The organism is Paucibacter soli (assembly GCF_037482845.1).
In the GTDB taxonomy this organism is placed as follows: domain Bacteria; phylum Pseudomonadota; class Gammaproteobacteria; order Burkholderiales; family Burkholderiaceae_C; genus Paucibacter_B; species Paucibacter_B soli.
On record NZ_JBBHJW010000011.1, the window covers coordinates 171,892 to 188,741 of the forward strand.

General features: G+C 68.3%; 18 protein-coding genes. 14 read left to right on the forward strand and 4 right to left on the reverse strand.

Features of this window, described 5'->3' with window-relative positions; genetic code table 11:
• Positions 1 to 31 precede the first annotated feature (31 nt).
• The 4 genes from WG898_RS21575 (at position 32) to WG898_RS21590 (ending at position 4,067) form a co-directional block, all read left to right on the forward strand.
• Positions 32 to 502 carry a MaoC family dehydratase gene (locus WG898_RS21575; protein WP_339604844.1) on the forward strand — a complete coding sequence of 157 codons (471 nt, stop codon included), beginning with the start codon at positions 32 to 34 and terminating at the stop codon, positions 500 to 502.
• A gap of 114 nt (positions 503 to 616) precedes the next feature.
• Positions 617 to 2,095 (forward strand): alpha/beta hydrolase, encoded by a 1,479-nt coding sequence (locus WG898_RS21580; protein ID WP_339604845.1) that lies wholly within the window; start codon positions 617 to 619, stop codon positions 2,093 to 2,095.
• Positions 2,092 to 2,886, forward strand: a complete 795-nt coding sequence (locus WG898_RS21585) for an ABC transporter ATP-binding protein (RefSeq protein ID WP_339604846.1) — start codon at positions 2,092 to 2,094, stop codon at positions 2,884 to 2,886. Before WG898_RS21580 ends, WG898_RS21585 begins: the two co-directional genes overlap by 4 nt.
• The gene (locus WG898_RS21590; RefSeq protein ID WP_339604847.1) at positions 2,883 to 4,067 is read left to right on the forward strand and encodes an ABC transporter permease; all 1,185 of its coding nucleotides are present in this window, start codon (positions 2,883 to 2,885) and stop codon (positions 4,065 to 4,067) included. Before WG898_RS21585 ends, WG898_RS21590 begins: the two co-directional genes overlap by 4 nt.
• A 3-nt stretch (positions 4,068 to 4,070) precedes the next feature.
• Here the strand turns inward: WG898_RS21590 and WG898_RS21595 are convergent, their stop codons facing one another.
• Positions 4,071 to 4,358, reverse strand: coding sequence for a DUF4902 domain-containing protein (locus WG898_RS21595; protein WP_339604848.1), 288 nt, complete (start codon positions 4,356 to 4,358; stop codon positions 4,071 to 4,073).
• Positions 4,359 to 4,595: 237 nt separating this feature from the next.
• Here WG898_RS21595 and WG898_RS21600 point away from each other — a divergent pair, with 237 nt between their 5' ends.
• From WG898_RS21600 to WG898_RS21615, 4 genes are all read left to right on the forward strand, one after another.
• On the forward strand, positions 4,596 to 5,309 hold the full coding sequence (locus WG898_RS21600; RefSeq protein WP_339604849.1) for an autoinducer binding domain-containing protein: 714 nt from the start codon (positions 4,596 to 4,598) through the stop codon (positions 5,307 to 5,309).
• Between the two features lie 119 nt (positions 5,310 to 5,428).
• The gene (locus WG898_RS21605) at positions 5,429 to 5,602 is read left to right on the forward strand and encodes a hypothetical protein (RefSeq protein WP_339604850.1); all 174 of its coding nucleotides are present in this window, start codon (positions 5,429 to 5,431) and stop codon (positions 5,600 to 5,602) included.
• A 116-nt stretch (positions 5,603 to 5,718) separates the two neighbouring features.
• Positions 5,719 to 6,885, forward strand: a complete 1,167-nt coding sequence (locus WG898_RS21610; RefSeq protein WP_339604851.1) for an HlyD family secretion protein — start codon at positions 5,719 to 5,721, stop codon at positions 6,883 to 6,885.
• A 7-nt stretch (positions 6,886 to 6,892) separates the two neighbouring features.
• The gene (locus tag WG898_RS21615; RefSeq protein WP_339604852.1) at positions 6,893 to 9,022 is read left to right on the forward strand and encodes a peptidase domain-containing ABC transporter; all 2,130 of its coding nucleotides are present in this window, start codon (positions 6,893 to 6,895) and stop codon (positions 9,020 to 9,022) included.
• Here the strand turns inward: WG898_RS21615 and WG898_RS21620 are convergent.
• Entirely contained in the window at positions 9,019 to 9,291 is a 273-nt protein-coding gene (locus WG898_RS21620) for a YkgJ family cysteine cluster protein (protein ID WP_339604899.1), read from the reverse strand. The two genes, WG898_RS21615 and WG898_RS21620, sit on opposite strands and share 4 nt — an antisense overlap.
• A 131-nt stretch (positions 9,292 to 9,422) precedes the next feature.
• Between WG898_RS21620 and mnmG the strand changes: the two genes are divergently transcribed.
• Genes mnmG through WG898_RS21640 form a run of 4 tightly spaced genes read left to right on the forward strand, consistent with a single transcriptional unit; the run spans position 9,423 to position 13,660 of the window.
• Positions 9,423 to 11,405 carry a tRNA uridine-5-carboxymethylaminomethyl(34) synthesis enzyme MnmG gene (gene mnmG, locus WG898_RS21625; RefSeq protein ID WP_339604853.1) on the forward strand — a complete coding sequence of 661 codons (1,983 nt, stop codon included), beginning with the start codon at positions 9,423 to 9,425 and terminating at the stop codon, positions 11,403 to 11,405.
• Entirely contained in the window at positions 11,402 to 12,061 is a 660-nt protein-coding gene (rsmG, locus tag WG898_RS21630) for a 16S rRNA (guanine(527)-N(7))-methyltransferase RsmG (protein WP_339604854.1), read from the forward strand. Before mnmG ends, rsmG begins: the two co-directional genes overlap by 4 nt.
• Before the next feature lie 37 nt (positions 12,062 to 12,098).
• Positions 12,099 to 12,869: a ParA family protein gene (locus tag WG898_RS21635; RefSeq protein WP_339604855.1), complete on the forward strand. Its 771-nt coding sequence runs from the start codon at positions 12,099 to 12,101 to the stop codon at positions 12,867 to 12,869.
• Positions 12,869 to 13,660, forward strand: a complete 792-nt coding sequence (locus WG898_RS21640) for a GNAT family N-acetyltransferase (RefSeq protein WP_339604900.1) — start codon at positions 12,869 to 12,871, stop codon at positions 13,658 to 13,660. The genes WG898_RS21635 and WG898_RS21640 overlap by 1 nt, the downstream gene beginning before the upstream one ends.
• A 6-nt stretch (positions 13,661 to 13,666) precedes the next feature.
• Here the strand turns inward: WG898_RS21640 and WG898_RS21645 are convergent, their stop codons facing one another.
• Together WG898_RS21645 and argC are read right to left on the reverse strand one after the other, a co-directional pair.
• Entirely contained in the window at positions 13,667 to 14,095 is a 429-nt protein-coding gene (locus tag WG898_RS21645; RefSeq protein ID WP_339604901.1) for a GNAT family N-acetyltransferase, read from the reverse strand.
• Positions 14,096 to 14,097: 2 nt separating this feature from the next.
• Positions 14,098 to 15,039: an N-acetyl-gamma-glutamyl-phosphate reductase gene (gene argC, locus WG898_RS21650; RefSeq protein ID WP_339604856.1), complete on the reverse strand. Its 942-nt coding sequence runs from the start codon at positions 15,037 to 15,039 to the stop codon at positions 14,098 to 14,100.
• A gap of 55 nt (positions 15,040 to 15,094) precedes the next feature.
• On the opposite strand from argC, the gene WG898_RS21655 reads away from it, so the two are divergent.
• Both WG898_RS21655 and WG898_RS21660 read left to right on the forward strand, forming a co-directional pair.
• Positions 15,095 to 15,643 (forward strand): RBBP9/YdeN family alpha/beta hydrolase, encoded by a 549-nt coding sequence (locus WG898_RS21655; protein WP_339604857.1) that lies wholly within the window; start codon positions 15,095 to 15,097, stop codon positions 15,641 to 15,643.
• 16 nt (positions 15,644 to 15,659) lie between these two features.
• Positions 15,660 to 16,559, forward strand: coding sequence for a ParB/RepB/Spo0J family partition protein (locus tag WG898_RS21660; RefSeq protein WP_339604858.1), 900 nt, complete (start codon positions 15,660 to 15,662; stop codon positions 16,557 to 16,559).
• Positions 16,560 to 16,850: the final 291 nt, after the last annotated feature.

Below are 16,850 nucleotides of genomic sequence, written 5' to 3' on the forward strand. Positions count from 1 at the left end.
CCGACACCCTCCCTGTGATAGAAGCCTGCCCATGACGAGCACCGCACCCACCTACGCCTTCGAGGACTTCCACCCCGGCCGCGTCTTTGAATTCGGCCAGCGCGTGGTGGAGCGCGATGAGCTGCTGCGCTTTGCCGCCGCCTACGACCCCCAGCCCCTGCATCTGGACGAGGCCGCCGCCGAGGCCTCGGTGCTGGCGGGGCTCTCGGCCAGCGGTTGGCATACCTGCGCCATGACCATGCGCATGATGTGCGACGCCTATCTGCTGGACTCCACCAGCCAGGGCTCGCCGGGCATCGACGCGCTGCGCTGGCTCAAGCCGGTGCGGCCGGGCGACACGCTCAGGGTGCGCATGACGGTGCTGGAAGCGCGCCAGAGCAAGACCCGACCCCAGATCGGCCTGGTGCGCTCGGGCTGGGAGGTCTTCAACCAGCATGGCGAGGCGGTGATGACGATGGAGGGCTGGGGCATGTTCGGCCTGCGTGGGGGACCCTCCGCCTAGCCGCCAGCCGCCGGCTGAATCGGGCAGCTCATCGGCGCCCATTGCCATTCGGGACATGACCGAGGCGGCGCCCGGCCGCGCTGAACATAATCCGCCCCACCAAGGAGGACGGATATGTTTCCCAACAGAGAGGCGCTGGCGCTGCTGCTGATCGCGGCGCTGGGCACGGCGGCCCAGGCCGCTGCCGCCGGCACCGCGCCCTGCCGCATCGAGGGCGTGCCCACCGAGCTGCAGTGCGGCAAGCTGGCGCGCCCGCTGGACCCCGCCAAGCCCCAGGGCACGCAAATCGACATCCACTATCTGGTGGTACCGGCGATGGCGCGCAACAAGCTGCCCGACCCGGTGCTGCTGCTGGCCGGCGGCCCGGGCCAGAGCGCCATCCAGGTGGCGCCCCTGGTGCTGCCGCGCCTGGCGCGGCTCAACAACCGCCGCGACCTGGTCTTCATCGACCAGCGCGGCACCGGCCGCTCGGCCCCGCTGCAATGCGCGGACGACAGCAAGCTGCCCACCGCCGAGGCGCTCGACGGCCGGGCCATGCAGCAGCGCCTGGAGCAATGCCGCGCTGACCTGCAGAAGCTGCCGCAGGGCGATCTGCGCCAGTACACCACCGCCATCGCGATGCAGGATTTCGACGCGGTGCGCGCCGCGCTGGGCACCGCGCAATGGAATCTGCTGGGCGCCTCCTACGGCACGCGCGCCGCGCTGGAATACCTGCGCCAGTTCCCGCAGCAGGTGCGCCGCAGCGTGATCGACGGCGTGGCCCCGCCCGATATGGTGCTGCCGGCCAGCTTCTCCACCGATGGCCAGGCGGCGCTGGACGCGGTGTTCAAGAGCTGCGAGGGCGACGCCGCCTGCCAGGCGCGCTATCCGGCGCTGCGCGCCGAATGGGCCGGCCTGCTGCAAGGCCTGCCGCGCAGCATCAGCCTGCAGCACCCGCTCAGCGGCGAACCCGAGCGCCTGACGCTGACGCGCGAGATGCTGCTGCGCGCGGTGCGCATGCCGCTCTATGTGCCCAGCCAGGCGGCCGCCCTGCCCGCGGCCATCCATGCGGCGCACCAGGGCCGCTTCGAGGGCATTGCCGGCCTGGCCGGGGCGATCAGCGGCAAGAGCGCGCGCCTGGCCATGGGCATGCATTTCTCGGTGGTCTGCGCCGAGGACATGCCGCGCCTGGCGCAGAGCAGCGACCCGCCCGGCAGCGACTTCGGCCGCAGCGACGCCGAGCTCTACGGCCAGGTGTGCAAGCATTGGCCGCGCGGCGAGGTGCCGGCGGCCTTCTACAGCCTGCCGCCGGCCCAGACCCCGGTGCTGCTGCTCAGCGGCGGCGCCGACCCGGCCACGCCGCCGCGCCATGGCGAGCGCGTGGCCAAGGCGCTGGGCGCGCAGGCCCTGCATGTGGTGGTGCCCGAGGCCGGCCACGGCGTGATGGGCATAGGCTGCATGGGCGAGGTGCTGACCCGCTTCATCGACGCCAAGGCGGATGCCGAGGCGCTCAAGGTCGATGCCAGCTGCGCCACCCGCATCCCCCGCCCCACCCCCTTCCTGCCGGTGCAGGCAGCCAGTTCGGCCGCCGGCACGGAGGCGAGCAAGCCATGATCAAGATCAGCCAACTCAGCAAGCAATTCGTCACCCGGCCCGGCGGCTCGGTGTTCAAGCGCGCCCCCAAGCAGATCGTGCATGCGGTGCGCCGGGTCGACCTGGACGCACCCGACGGACGCATCACCGGCCTGTTAGGCCCGAACGGCGCAGGCAAGACCACCACCCTGCGCATGCTGGGCGGCCTGTTCGCGCCCGACCATGGCGAGATCGGCGTGGACGGCATCGACGTGCAGCGCCAGCCGCGCGAGGCGCTGGCCCGCATGGGCATCCTGGGCGACGCGCATGGGCTCTACCCGCGCCTGTCGGCGCGCGAGAACATCGTCTACTTCGGCCAGCTGCAGGGCATGGAGGCCGACGCAGCCAACGCGCGCGCCGAGGCGCTGGCCGAGCTGCTGGACATGCGCCACATCCTCGACCGCCGCAGCGAGGGCTATAGCCAGGGCGAGCGCATGAAGACGGCGCTGGCGCGTGCGCTGGTGCACGACCCCGCCAACATCGTGCTGGACGAGCCCACCAACGGCCTCGACGTGCTCGCCACCCGCGCGCTGCGCGAGGCGCTGCGCCATCTGCGCTCGCCCGCCGGCGGCAGCAAATGCATCGTCTTCTCCAGCCACATCATGCAGGAGGTGGAACAGCTCTGCGACCACGTGGTGGTGGTGGCGCATGGGCGCTCGGTGGCCCAGGGCACGGTGCCCGAACTGCTGGCCCAGGCCGGTGAGAGCCGTTTCGAGGACGCCTTCGTCAGGCTGGCCTTTCAACCCGATCACAGCCAGGAGGCTCAGGCATGAGCAGCACACAAGCTTTCACGCGCCCCCTCAAGGTGGTGTTTTTCAAGGAAGTGGTGGACGCGCTGCGCGACCGCCGCACGCTCCTGCGCCTGCTGATCCCCTCGGTGCTGATGGGGCCGCTGCTGCTGCTGGCGCTCTCGGGCCTGATCGCCTCGCTGGAGGAGCGCGCCGAGCTGCGCCAGATCCAGGTGGTGGGCATCGAACATGCACCGACGCTGCGCAACTTCCTGGAGCGCCAGACCTACACCATCAAGTCAGCGCCCGCCGACTACGAGGCCCGGCTGCGTGCCAGCACCCTGCTGGACCCGGTGCTGCTGGTGGGCAAGGACTTCGAGCAGGAACTCGCCGCCGGCGACCAGCCCACGCTGACCCTGGTGACCGACAGCGCCAACCAGCGCGCCAGCGCCGGGGTGGGCACGCTCACGCGCCTGCTGCAGGGCTTTGGCCGCGAGCGCACGCGCGCCCAGCTGGCGCTGCGCGGCATCCCGGCCGAGCTGCTGCAGCCGGTGACGGTGGAGGAGCGCGACCTGGCCAGCACCCAGGCCCGCGCCGCCAGGCTCACCGGCATCATCCCGATGTTCATCATCATGGCGGTGCTCTATGGCGCGCTCACCGCGGCGCTGGACAGCACCGCCGGCGAGCGCGAGCGTGGCTCGCTCGAGCCCCTGCTGATGAACCCGGCGCCGCACATGGCCCTGGTGCTGGGCAAATGGGGCGCGGTGGCGCTGCTGGGCATGGCCGTGGCCCTGCTGGCCAACCTGAGCTTCATCCCGGCGCAGCAGCTCATCAAGAGCGACAGCCTGCAAGCCATGTTCCAGTTCGGCTGGCATGAGGTGACGAGCTTTTTGCTGCTGCAGCTGCCGCTGGCCGCCGGCCTGGGTGCGGCGCTGATGGCGATTGCGATCCGCTCCAAGACCTTCAAGGAGGCGCAGGCCAGCAGCACCATCATCATCACCCTGGTGGGCCTGGCGCCGATGGTGAGCCTGCTCAACCCCGGCGGCGAGGCGGCCTGGTACTACTGGGTGCCGGGCCTGGCGCAGAACACCCAGATGATGCTGGTGCTGAAGGGCGAGACCCTGGATCTGGCCAAGCTGCTGCCGCCGATGCTGGTGGGCGTGGCGCTGACGGTGGCTTGCCTGTCCTATGTGGCGCATTCAATGCGCAACGCTGTTTCTCGATAGCGGTCAATGGAGCCCCAGCGCGCGCTGCACCTCGCTTTGCCAGGGCAGCGCGTGCACGATCTCGTTGAGCTGGCGCACCGATTCCATCGGCGCCAGCACCTCGCCGGCCGTGTTGATCAGCTGCAGATTGGTGATCAGCGCCATCGGATCGGCCATCGCCACCACGCCATAGGGCAGGCGCACCCAATCCCAGGCCACCCCGGCGGCCCCATGGCCCGACTCGCCAAACCAAAGGGTCTGCCCGGTGGAGGGCCGCGCCGCGTCGCCCGCGACCAACACCCGGGTGCTCAAATGAGCGAACTGCAGACAAGGTGCGCGCTCTGCTTCGCACAATATCCGCGGCCATGCGTACACAATCCAAGCTGGCGTCATCTGCTTTGCTGATTAGGAAAAGAAAAGGTCTGAGTGCCCTGTTCCAGCAGTTTCGGAACTTGCACGACGCGCAGATAGCTGTAAACCTTGTCAGGGCGATGCACGCGAGGGCTGCTCTGTGCCCCGTCATTGAGCTTTGCGAATGTGAAAGGTGCGATGCTGCAGGGTGTGTACCAATCGGTGCTGGAAGCACGAACCCGGGACGAGTTCCGCGGGGAGGTTGTGCGCTTTGCCAAGCAACTCGGTTTCGATCGCGTATCGGCCACCGCGGTTGTTGATCACACCATTGGCGATACCCAGTTCGTCTCTGTTGACAACTGCCCTCCCAGCTTCACCGAGGTGATCAACGACCTCAGCATCGCGCGGATAGACCCAGTGATGCAGCATTGCAAACGCAACAGCGTGCCAATTGTCTGGGACCAGGCGACGTACACGGGGTCAGGCGCAGGAGACCTCTGGGAAACACAGGCGCCATACGGCTACAGAACCGGTATTTGCCTGGCGCTACACCTGCCCGAAGGGCGGCATTTCATCTTGGGTGTCGACCGCGACCAAGACCTGACCTCAAACGCCACCGAGTTGACCCGGCTGGTCGCTGATTTGCAATTGTTTGCTGTGCATGCAGTCGACTCGGCCATGCGCGTGCTGCTGCCCGAACCGGCGCAAATGGAAGCGCCGCATCTCACGCCGCGCGAGGTTGAATGCCTGCACTGGACCATGGAGGGCAAGACCGCCTGGGAAGTCGGCAGCATCCTGAGTATTTCAGAGCGCACCGCGGTCCTTCACATCAACAACGCGATGCACAAACTGGCTTGCACCAACAAGCATTTGGCCGTGCTGAAAGCGCTGCGATTGGGTCTGCTGCGTTAGTCGCGGCCGATACTTCTTGTCCACACTGTAAGACCTGACAGTGCCCAGCGGCGCGTGCGCCTGCTCGAATCTACTCCGTGCACGCAATGGTTGCACCTCAACCAGTTCAGGAGTAGATCATGCAACGCGAAATCACGAATACCTACGAGCAGAGCCAAGCCGCCAAGCAAGAGCGCCAGATCAGCAGCCCCAAGCCACAGCTGCCCGCTGTCGAAGAATTGGACCTTCAGGCCCTGGAACTCGTCAGTGGCGGTGCGGGCGAATATGTCGAGTCGCCCAAGAATGGCTGGTAGTTCGCGAATGATTCCATCCGTCATGCGCTTGCGCCGTGTTTAGGCCCGAGGCTGTTCAAACACAAGGGCTTGCCGCACAGGGCTCGATTTCGCTCGCACGGCCACTGCCCTTGAGCATGCTGACCGCAGCGGCCACGCTCGCGGTGCTTACGGTGGCGGTCTTTCTCTGCACCGCCGAATACACCCGCAAGGCGCGCGTGAGCGGCTATCTGGTGCCCGACCGCGGGGTGCTGCGCATTGCGCCGCCGCAGGGCGCCACGGTGCTGGCCAGGCCGGTTGGCGAGGGGCAGAGCGTGAAGGCCGGTGAGGTGCTGTTCGTGCTGGCGCTGGACAGTGCCAGCCAGAGCGGCGAGGGCATCGCGCAAAGCCTGGCGGAGCGCGAGCAATCGCTGGGTCAGGCCGCGGGCCAGCAGCAGCAGCTCGCACGCGCGCAAGCACAGGCGCTGGAGCTGCGCGTGGCGGGCCTGCAGCGCGAGCTGGCGCAGATCAGCACCGAGGCGAAGCTGCAGCAGGAGCGCCTGACCCTGGCCGAACAGGCACAGGCCCGCCTGGAGGCGCTGGGGCGCGAGCAGTTCGCGTCCAGCGCCCAGGTGCAGGCCAAACGCGAGGAGTTGCTGGGTTTGCAAGCTCAGCAGCAGGCCCTGGCGCGCCAGCGCGAGGGCCTGCACAGGGAGTTGCTGAGCTTGCAAGCCCAGCAGCGCGAGCTACCGCTGCGCCAGCAGGTGCAGCAGGGCGAGATCAGCCGCGATCTCGCCAGCCTCAAGGCCCTGGGCCTGGAGACCGAGGCCAAGCGTCGGCTGGTGCTGCGCGCGCCCAGCGATGGCATCGTCAGCACCTTGCAGGCCGAGCCCGGCGAGCCGGTGGCGGCGGGCGCGGCGCTGGCCAGCCTGCTGCCCGCGCAGACCCGCATGCTGGCCCAGCTCTACGCGCCCAGCAGCGCGGTGGGCTTTGTGCGGCCGGGCCAGGCGGTGCAGCTGCGCTACCAGGCCTATCCCTACCAGCGCTTCGGCCAGCAAAAGGGTCAGGTCTTGCAGGTCTCGCGCACGCCGCTGGGCGCCAGCGAGCTGGCCAGGCTGGCCCTGCCCGCCACGCTCAGCCAGGGGCCGGCGAGCGAGCCGCTCTACCGCATCACCGTGCAGCTGGAGCGGCAGACCGTGGCCGCCTACGGGCAGGAACAGGCGCTGGCGGTGGGCATGCAGCTCGATGCCGATGTGCTGCTGGAGAGGCGCCGCCTGATCGAGTGGATCTTTGAACCTCTGCTGAGCCTGGCACGCCGTGTCTGAGAAAGCCATGCTGCAACGCTTGAATCTGGGCCCCGGCTGGGGTCATCGCCGCGCGCCCATGGTGCTGCAGGGCGAGGCGGCCGAATGCGGCCTCGCCTGCCTGGCCATGGTGGCCGGCGCGCATGGCCAGCGCTGGAGCCTGGCCGAGCTGCGCGGCCGCTTCGCGGTCTCGCTGAAGGGCGTGACCATGGCCGCCCTGGTGCGCATGGCCGGCCAGCTGGGCCTCACCGGCCGCGCGCTGCGCGCCGAGCCCGAGCAGCTCGCGCAGCTGCATCTGCCCTGCGTGCTGCACTGGGACTTCAATCACTTCGTGGTGCTCAGCGAGGTCGGCGCCGGCGGCGCGCTGATCCTTGATCCGGCGCGCGGCGAGCGCCGCCTGAGCCTGGCCGAGCTGGGCAAGCATTTCACCGGCGTGGCGCTGGAGCTGCGCCCCGGCCAGGACTTTGCGCCCAAGGCCGCCGCGCCGGCGCCGCGCTGGCACGCACTGCTGGGCCGCATCAGCGGGCTTAGACGCTCGCTGGCGCAGATCCTCGTGCTGGCGCTGGCACTGGAGCTGCTGGCCCTGCTCTCGCCCTTTTTGCTGCAATGGGTGGTGGACGGGGTGATCGTCAGCGCCGACCGCGATCTGCTCGTCACCCTGGGCCTGGGCTTCGGCCTGCTGGTGCTGCTCTCAGGCGCCATCGGTGCGCTGCGCTCCTGGGCGGTGCTCTACCTCTCGGCCTCGCTGAATCTGCAGTGGCTGACGAATGTGTTCGCGCATCTGCTGCGCCTGCCGCTGGCCTGGTTCGAGAAGCGCCATATGGGCGATATCTGGTCGCGCTTTGCGAGCGTGCAGGAGATCCAGAAGACCCTCACCGGCAGCTTCATCGAGGCGTTGCTGGACGGCACCATGGTGCTGATCACGCTGGCGATGATGGCCGTCTACAGCCTGCGCCTGAGCGCGCTCGCGCTTGCCGCGGTGGCCGGCTACGCGCTGCTGCGCTGGGCCTTCTTCCGGCCGCTGCGCGAGGCGGCGCAGGAAACCCTGGTGCACGAGGCGCGCCAGAACAGCCATTTTCTGGAGAGCCTGCGCGGCGCCCAGGCCATCAAGCTCTTCAATGCCCAGGCCGACCGCGGCTCGCGCTTTGCCAACCTGGTGGTGGAGCAGATGAATGCCAGCCTGGTGGGGCGCAAGCTGGACCTCTGGATGGGCCTGGGCAACAAGCTGCTGTTCGGCCTGGAGCGCGTGGCCATCGTCTGGCTGGGTGCCCTGCTGGTGCTGGACCGCGAGCTCTCGGTGGGCATGTTGTTCGCCTTCCTGGCCTACAAGGAGCAGTTCAGCCTGCGCGTCAGCGCGCTGATCGACAAGGCGGTGCAGCTGACCATGCTGCGCCTGCAGGGCGAGCGCCTGGCGGACATCGTGCTGAGCCCGGCCGAGGCGCTGGCCAGCAGCGCGCCCTGCCCCCTGCCCGCGGACGCCGGCCTGACGCTGAAGCAGCTGCATTTCCGCTATGCCGAGGGCGAGGCCGAGGTCATCAGCGGCTGCAGCCTGGAAATCGCCGCCGGCGAATCGGTGGCCATCGTCGGCCCCTCGGGCTGCGGCAAGACCAGCCTGCTGAAGCTGATGCTGGGCATACACCAGCCGCAGCGGGGCGAGATCCTGGTGGGCGGCGTACCGCTGGCGCAGCTGGGCCTGCAGCATTGGCGCGAGCAGATCGGCACGGTGATGCAGGACGACCAGCTCTTCGCCGGCAGCCTGGCCGACAACATCTCCTTCTTCGACCCCGAGGCCGACCCTGCCTGGGTGGCCGAATGCGCCGGCCTGGCCTGCGTGCACGAGGACATTGCCGCCATGCCCATGGGCTACCAGACCCTGATCGGCGACATGGGCTCCAGCCTCTCGGGCGGCCAACGCCAGCGCGTGCTGCTGGCGCGCGCCCTGTACAAGCGCCCGAAGTTCCTGTTCCTGGACGAGGCGACCAGCGCCCTGGACGCCGAACGCGAGCGCCAGGTGAATGCCAGCCTACGCCAGCTCTCGATCACGAAGATAGTGATCGCTCACCGGCAGGAAACCATCGCAGCGGCGCAGCGCGTCATCAATCTGCAGGGCGGGCGGGTGGCACAGGATCTGCGCACGGTGGCCGGCGTGCAGGCCTAGCCGCCGCAGCTCAGCGGCGGCGCGGTTTCCCGCTCCATCCAACCCAGCCAGCGCAGCGCCTGTTCGCGCGATTCGCCACACATCAGCTCACTGGGCTGCAGCGAGCCGCACACGGCGGGGCGCTCGGGGCGGCCGAAGATCTTGCAGCGGTCCTGCTCGTCGAGCTGCACGCAGCGCATGCCGGCCGGCTTGCCCTCCGGCATGCCCGGTATGGGCGAGCTGATGGAGGGCGCGATGCAGCAGGCAGCGCAATGGTCTCGGCAAATCATCATCGCGATATTGTCGGGGCGGACATGGCCGGCGGCCGTGACTTATCCACAGCCCCTTGCGTAAAATCCAGGGTTTGCCCGCGCCACTTTGCACATCCCTGCCAAGGCGCCGAATCGAGGCCTCTTCTCCCATGCTCTATCCCAAGGAATTCGACGTCATCGTGGTGGGTGGCGGCCATGCCGGCACCGAGGCCGCGCTGGCCGCCGCGCGCATGGGCGTCAGCACCTTGCTGCTGACCCACAATATCGAGACCCTGGGCCAGATGAGCTGCAACCCCTCGATCGGCGGCATCGGCAAGGGCCATCTGGTCAAGGAAGTCGACGCCCTGGGTGGCGCGATGGCCGCGGCCACCGACGAGTCGGGCATCCAGTTCCGCATCCTCAATGGCTCCAAGGGCCCGGCGGTGCGCGCCACGCGCGCCCAGGCCGACCGCGTGCTCTACAAGGCCGCGATCCGCGCACGCCTGGAGAACCAGCCGAATCTCTGGCTGTTCCAGCAAGCGGTGGACGATTTGATGGTGGAGGGCGAGCGCGTGGTGGGCGCCGTCACCCAGTCGGGCCTGCAGTTCCGCGCCCGTGCCGTGGTGCTGACGGCCGGCACTTTTCTCGATGGCCGGATCCATATCGGCATGCAGAACTACAGCGCCGGCCGCGCCGGCGATCCGCCGGCGGTCTCGCTGTCGGCGCGGCTCAAGGAGCTGAAGCTGCCGCAGGGGCGGCTGAAGACCGGCACGCCGCCGCGCATCGACGGCCGCAGCATCGACTTTTCAAAATGCCAGGAACAGCCGGGCGACCTGGACCCGGTGCCGGTGTTCAGCTTCCTGGGCAACGCCGCCCAGCACCCGCGCCAGCTGCCCTGCTGGATCACGCACACCTCGGCGCGCACGCACGAGATCATCCGCTCGGGCTTCGACCGCAGCCCCATGTTCACCGGCGTGATCGAGGGCGTGGGCCCGCGCTACTGCCCCAGCATCGAAGACAAGGTGAACCGCTTTGCCGACAAGGACAGCCACCAGATCTTCCTGGAGCCCGAGGGGCTGACGACGCACGAGTTCTACCCCAACGGCATCTCCACCTCCCTGCCCTTCGACATCCAGCTGGCCGCCGTGCGCTCCATCCCCGGCCTGGAAGACGCGCATATCCTGCGCCCCGGCTACGCCATCGAGTACGACTACTTCGACCCGCGCGAGCTGAAGAGCAGCTTCGAGACCCGCGCCATCCAGGGCCTGTTCTTCGCCGGCCAGATCAATGGCACGACCGGCTACGAGGAGGCCGCCGCCCAGGGCTTGGTCGCCGGCCTGAACGCCGCCCTGCAGGTGCAGGGCCGCGGCCCCTGGCTGCCGGCGCGCGACCAGGCCTATCTGGGCGTGCTGGTGGACGACCTCATCACCAAGGGCGTGACCGAGCCCTACCGCATGTTCACCAGCCGCGCCGAGTTCCGCCTGCAGCTGCGCGAGGACAACGCCGATATGCGCCTGACCGAGATCGGCCGAGAACTGGGCCTGGTGGATGACGCGCGTTGGGATGCGTTCAACCGCAAGCGCGATGCTGTTTCACGTGAAACAGAGAAGCTCAAGTCGACCTGGGTGCATCCCGGCATCCTGCCGGCGGATGATGCCGAGCGGCTGGTGGGCAAGGCGCTGGAACGCGAGTACACCTTGATCGACCTGCTGCGCCGCCCCGGCGTGGTGTTCGACACCCTGAGCGAGGTGAGCCGCATTGCCCGCCCCGAGGCCGATGTGTCACGCGCAAGCCTGAACGCCGAGCTGGGCGAGACCCTGGCTGCGGCGGTGATCGAGCAGCTGGAGACCAGCGTCAAGTACGCCGGCTACATCAACAAGCAGGTCGAGGACGTGGCGCGCGCCGCGCATTTCGAGAACCTGCGCCTGCCCGCCGAGCTGGACTACAGCCAGGTGGCCGCCCTCTCCTTCGAGGTGCGGCAGAAGCTCAGCAAGCACCTGCCCGAGACCCTGGGCCAGGCCTCGCGTATCTCGGGCGTGACCCCGGCCGCGATCTCGCTGCTGCTGGTGCACCTCAAGAAGGGCCGCTTCAAGGGTTTTGACAGCATCCCCTCAGCCCAAGCCACCAACGACGACAGCAACGCCGCCGCATGACGACAGCAGACATCGCATCGCTGCGCCCGCCCCTGCAGGCGGCCGCGCAGACCCTGGGCCTGACGCTCAGCGACAAGCAACTCGAGCAACTGCTCGCCTATCTGGACCTGATCCAGAAATGGAACAAGGTCTACAACCTCACCGCCGTGCGCGATCCCCAGGCCATGCTGACCCAGCATCTGGTGGACAGCCTGAGCCTGCTGCCGGCGCTGCGCCGCCATGCCCAGGGCCAGCCTCTGCGCCTGATGGACGTGGGCAGCGGCGGCGGCCTGCCGGGGGTGGTGGTGGCGATCTGCGAACCCGCCATCGACGTGACTTGCGTGGACGCCGTGGCCAAGAAGGCCAGCTTCATCAAGCAGGTGGCGGCCGAACTGGGCCTACCGAATCTGCATGGCGAGCATTCGCGGGTCGAGGCGCTCAGGGTACCGGCCTTCGATCTGATCACCTCGCGCGCCTTTGCCTCGCTGCTGGACTTCACCACCCTCACCCGGGCACACCTGAAGCCTGGGGCGATCTGGCTGGCCATGAAGGGCCAGCACCCCGCGGAAGAACTGGCCGCTCTCCCCACCGACCTGGACGTGTTTCACGTGGAACAACTGCAGGTGCCCGGCCTGGATGCACAACGCTGTCTCATCTGGATCAAACCCAAGGCCTGATCGCAGCTACCATCCTGCCTGCACAAAATATAAGACCATGGCCAAGATCTTCTGCGTTGCCAATCAAAAAGGCGGGGTCGGCAAGACCACCACCACCGTCAACCTCGCCGCCGGCCTGGCCAAGGTGGGCCAGCGCGTGCTGGTGGTGGACCTGGACCCGCAGGGCAATGCCACCATGGGCTCGGGCATAGACAAGCGCGCGCTGGAGTTGAGCGTGTACGACGTGCTGCTGGAATCCGCCAGCGTGGCCGAGGCCAAGCAGCACAGCGAGAAGGCCGGCTACGACGTGCTGGGCGCCAACCGCGAGCTGGCAGGTGCCGAGGTCGAGCTGGTGGAACTGGAGCGGCGCGAGCGCCGCCTCAAGACCGCGCTGGCCGCCGCCAGCGCCGACTACGACTTCATCCTGATCGATTGCCCGCCCTCGCTCTCGATGCTGACGCTCAACGGCCTGTGCTGCGCCCACGGCGTGGTGGTGCCGATGCAGTGCGAGTACTTCGCGCTCGAAGGCCTGTCGGATCTGGTCAACACCATCAAGCAAGTGCATGCCAATCTGAACGCCGACCTGCAGATCATCGGCCTCTTGCGCGTCATGTTCGACCCGCGCATCACCCTGCAGAACCAGGTCAGCGATCAGCTCAAGGCGCATTTCGGCGACAAGGTGTTCGACACCGTGATCCCGCGCAATGTGCGCCTGGCCGAGGCGCCCAGCTATGGCCTGCCCGGCGTGGTGTTCGACCCCAGCTCCAAGGGCGCCCAGGCCTTTGTGGACTTTGCCCGCGAGATGGTGCGGCGCATCGGCTCGATGTGATGTTGGACGCAGCGCCGCTGGCTGATGACCTGGCGCTCAGGGCCGAGCAGGCCGGTCTGAACGCCAGCGCGCCGCCGCAAGAGGCCTGGGTGGATGGCTGGCTGATACGCCTCTCCCCCGGCAAGGCCAAGCGCTCGCGTTGCATCAACGCCCTGCAGGCCGGTAGCCTGCCCCTGGACGAATTGCTGGCGCGTTGCCAGGCCAGCTTCGACGCGGCCGGCCTGCCCCTGGTGCTGCGCATCACGCCTTACAGCCAGCCGTCCGATCTGGACCGGCTGCTGGCCGAGCGCGGCTGGTTCGAGTTCGATGCTGCCGATGTGATGGTGCGCGAGCATCTCCTGGATGCGGGCTGGAAGGGTCTGCCCGAGGGTCAGGTCTTGAGGGCCCTGGATGCCGCAAGCTATGCGCAGACCGTGGGCGCGCTGCGCGGCTCCAGCGCCAGCGAGATCGCGGCCCACGCCGAGCGCCTGCTGGCATCGGCCGTTCCCTACCAGGGCTTCATGCTGCAGCGCAGCGCCGACGGCGCCCTGCTCTGCTGCGGCCAGTTTGCGCGCGAGGACGCAATGGTCGGGCTGTTCGACATCTTCACCCCGGCCGAGCAACGCGGCCAGGGCCATGCCGAGCAGCTGTGCCGGGCCCTGCTGCAGGAGGCGGCCTCACAGGGCGCGCGCCAGGCCTATCTGCAGGTCGGGGCCGAGAACGCGGTGGCGCAGCGCCTCTATGCCCGCCTGGGCTTTGTCTGGGCCTATCGCTACCACTACCGCAGCCACGACCCGCGCGCCGCCGACTGAACCTCGTCAGTCGCGCGGCTTCCAGACCTTGAGCAGGATGTGGCGGGTGAAGCCCGGCACATAGTCGTGCACATGGGCGATGCAGGCATAGCCCAGGTGCTCGTAGATCTGCGCGCTCTCGTCCGAGAGGGTTTCGATCAACGCATCCACGCAGCCGCGCCGCAGCGCCTGGGCCTCGATCTGGCGCAGGCACTCGCCGCCCAGGCCCTGGCCGCGCCTATCCGCCTCCACCCAGAGGTAGTTGACGTAGAGCCTGCCAAACTCGGTGCGGCCGGTGGCCCCGGCCAGCAGCGCATCCCCTTCGTAGAGCGCGCAGGCGATGTCGCGCGCATCGCTGCCCTGGGCCTGCTGGCGGCCGTACAGGAACACGCCTTCGCGCACCGCGTCCAGCGCCGCCTGCGGCACCTCCTCGTCGCGCCGCCACTGACGCTGCACGCTCAAAGTCCGAGGCTTTCTTCCAAGCCAAGGTGCACATTCATCGCCTGCACCGCGGCACCGCTGGCGCCCTTGCCGAGGTTGTCCAGGCGCGCCATCACGAGGATCTGCGTCTCGCTGCCGAACACGAAGATGTCGACGCGGTTCGTGTCGTTGCAGGCCTGCACGTCGAAGAAACCTTCCTCCAAGGTGGCCGGGTCGCGCAGCGGCATCACGCGGATGAAGCGCTCGCCCTCGTAATGCGCGGCCAGTGCCTCGCGCACCTGCGCGGGCGTGCTGCCGGCGCGCAGCTGGCTCAGGTGCAGCGGCACCGACACCGCCAGGCCCTTGTAGAAATTGCCGACGATGGGCTGGAACACCGGCGCATGGCGCAGGCCGGTGTGCGCCATCATCTCGGGCAAGTGCTTGTGCGTCAGGCCCAGGGCATAGGGGCGCGGCGCCTGCAGCTTCGCATCGCCACCCGCTTCATACTGGGCAATCATGCTCTTGCCGCCGCCCGAATAACCCGTGATGGAGGTGGCCGAGACCAGGGCATCGGCGCCCAGCAGGCCGGCATCCACCAGGGGGCGCAGCGCCAGGATGAAGGCGCTGGCATGGCAGCCCGGGTTGGCGATGCGCTTGGCGGCGCGGATGGCCTCGCGCTGGCCCCGGCACAGCTCGGGCAGGCCGAAGGTCCAGCCCGGCACGGTGCGGTGCGCGGTGCTGGCGTCGATCAAACAGGTGTTGGGATTCGTGATCATCGCCGCGGCCTCGCGCGAGGCTGCGTCGGGCAGGCACAGAAACGCCACGTCGGCGGCGTTCAGCAGGCGCGCGCGCTCGGCAGCGTCCTTGCGTTTGTCGGCGTCAATGCGCAGCACCTCGATGTCCTGGCGCGCGGCCAGGTACTCGTGAATACGCAGGCCCGTCGTGCCCTCCTGGCCATCCACAAACACCGCGTACGTCATGACTTCTCCAGCACAATCCAAACAAAAGGACTGAAAGCATAAAGCCAAACAAAGCATGTCGGACCACCCTGTTTACCTCTTGCCCGGCTGGCAGAACTCGGACCCCGAGCATTGGCAGAGCCGCTGGGAGCGCGAGCTGGGCCACCGGCGCATAGCACAGGCCGACTGGGATTGGCCGCGCCGTGGCGACTGGATGGCACGCCTGGACGAGGTGCTGCTGGGCGACGCCCGCCTGCCGCAACAGCCGGCCCTGCTGGTGGCTCACAGCCTGGGTTGCCAACTGGTGGCGAGCTGGGCCGAGCACAGCCGGCACACGGCGCGCGTGGCCGGCGCGCTGCTGGTGGCGCCGCCCGACACCGAACGCGAAGACATGCCGCCGCAGCTGCACAACTGGCGGCCGATCCGGCGCCGCGCCCTGCCCTTTCCCGCCATCGCGGTGGTGAGCAGCGACGACCCCTTTTGTGCGCCCGAGCGCGGCGCACAGATGGCCGCCGATTGGGGCGCCAAGCTGGTGATCGCCGGCGCGCTGGGCCATCTCAACAGCGCCTCCGGTCTGGGTGCCTGGCCCGCCGGCCAGGCCCTGCTGGCCGAACTCCGGCAGTAAGGGACAATCGCAAGCTATGGTGACAAAAAAACCCAAGGGCCTTGGCATGGGCCTGGAGGCCTTGCTCGGCCCCAAAGTCAGCGAATCCGCCACGCCCGCCGGTGAGGGTGAGCCCAGCCAGCTGAGGCTGGAGCAGATGCAGGCCGGCAAGTACCAGCCACGCACGCGCATGGACGAAGGCTCGCTCTACGAGCTGGCCGAAAGCATCAAGGCGCAGGGCATCATGCAACCGATTCTGGTGCGCCCGATCGCGCCGGATGGCGCGGTGCGCTACGAGATCATCGCCGGTGAACGGCGCTTCCGCGCCGCCAAGCTGGCGGGTCTGCGCGAGGTGCCGGTGCTGGTGAAAGCGGTGCCCGACGAGGCCGCCGCGGCGATGGCGCTGATCGAGAACATCCAGCGCGAAGACCTCAACCCGCTCGAAGAAGCGCAGGGCCTCAAGCGCCTCACCGACGAGTTCGGCCTTACCCACGAGCAGGCCGCCCAGGCGGTGGGCCGCTCGCGCAGCGCCGCCAGCAATCTCTTGCGCCTGCTCAATCTCGCCGCGCCGGTGCAGAACATGCTGATGGCGGGCGACTTGGACATGGGCCACGCACGTGCGCTGCTCGCCCTGGACGGTGCGCACCAGATCACCTGTGCCACCGAGATCGCCGCCAAGAAGCTCAGCGTGCGCGAGGCCGAGAAGCTGGTACAGCGCCAGGGCGCGGGCCGCCAGACGCCCTTGCTGCGCGTCAAGAACGACAAGAGCCGCGACCTCTTGCGGCTGGAGGAAGAACTCTCCGATCTGCTTACCGCACAGGTCGAGATCGTGGTGAAGAAGCGCACCAAGCGGGGCGAACAGGGCGAGCTGACGATACAGTTCGGTTCGCTCGAAGAACTCAACGGCCTGATCGACCGGCTGCGCGATCCGCAGTAAGCGGGCCCCGCGTCAACAAGACCTTTTCATGCACGTTTGTGGCCCCGCAAAGGGCGCTCGACATGCACCACTGAAGAGAGTGTGAAGGGCATCACAGCCCGCGCCGCACACATGGCTGCGGATGGGCGTAGCATGGTGCCAAGCGATCGAAATTGTGGTGCCGGTACTCCCCTCCTTTTCGGGGCATTGGTGCATAAGCACGGTACGAAGCTGCAGACATGCTGAGCTCAGGAAAGCTCTGCAGGCGCCTTGCATCAGGACGCCGCCAGAACTTCCCAGACGACGCCGGAA

What these genes read in the sequence shown, in the direction of transcription:
- WG898_RS21575 (WP_339604844.1), top strand. Translation starts at nt 32, where the DNA reads ATGACGAGCACCGCACCCACCTACGCCTTCGAGGACTTCCACCCCGGC.
- WG898_RS21580 (WP_339604845.1), top strand. Translation starts at nt 617, where the DNA reads ATGTTTCCCAACAGAGAGGCGCTGGCGCTGCTGCTGATCGCGGCGCTG.
- WG898_RS21585 (WP_339604846.1), top strand. Translation starts at nt 2,092, where the DNA reads ATGATCAAGATCAGCCAACTCAGCAAGCAATTCGTCACCCGGCCCGGC.
- WG898_RS21590 (WP_339604847.1), top strand. Translation starts at nt 2,883, where the DNA reads ATGAGCAGCACACAAGCTTTCACGCGCCCCCTCAAGGTGGTGTTTTTC.
- WG898_RS21600 (WP_339604849.1), top strand. Translation starts at nt 4,596, where the DNA reads ATGCTGCAGGGTGTGTACCAATCGGTGCTGGAAGCACGAACCCGGGAC.
- WG898_RS21605 (WP_339604850.1), top strand. Translation starts at nt 5,429, where the DNA reads ATGCAACGCGAAATCACGAATACCTACGAGCAGAGCCAAGCCGCCAAG.
- WG898_RS21610 (WP_339604851.1), top strand. Translation starts at nt 5,719, where the DNA reads ATGCTGACCGCAGCGGCCACGCTCGCGGTGCTTACGGTGGCGGTCTTT.
- WG898_RS21615 (WP_339604852.1), top strand. Translation starts at nt 6,893, where the DNA reads ATGCTGCAACGCTTGAATCTGGGCCCCGGCTGGGGTCATCGCCGCGCG.
- WG898_RS21620 (WP_339604899.1), bottom strand. Translation starts at nt 9,291, where the DNA reads ATGATTTGCCGAGACCATTGCGCTGCCTGCTGCATCGCGCCCTCCATC.
- mnmG (WP_339604853.1), top strand. Translation starts at nt 9,423, where the DNA reads ATGCTCTATCCCAAGGAATTCGACGTCATCGTGGTGGGTGGCGGCCAT.
- rsmG (WP_339604854.1), top strand. Translation starts at nt 11,402, where the DNA reads ATGACGACAGCAGACATCGCATCGCTGCGCCCGCCCCTGCAGGCGGCC.
- WG898_RS21635 (WP_339604855.1), top strand. Translation starts at nt 12,099, where the DNA reads ATGGCCAAGATCTTCTGCGTTGCCAATCAAAAAGGCGGGGTCGGCAAG.
- WG898_RS21640 (WP_339604900.1), top strand. Translation starts at nt 12,869, where the DNA reads ATGTTGGACGCAGCGCCGCTGGCTGATGACCTGGCGCTCAGGGCCGAG.
- argC (WP_339604856.1), bottom strand. Translation starts at nt 15,039, where the DNA reads ATGACGTACGCGGTGTTTGTGGATGGCCAGGAGGGCACGACGGGCCTG.
- WG898_RS21655 (WP_339604857.1), top strand. Translation starts at nt 15,095, where the DNA reads ATGTCGGACCACCCTGTTTACCTCTTGCCCGGCTGGCAGAACTCGGAC.
- WG898_RS21660 (WP_339604858.1), top strand. Translation starts at nt 15,660, where the DNA reads ATGGTGACAAAAAAACCCAAGGGCCTTGGCATGGGCCTGGAGGCCTTG.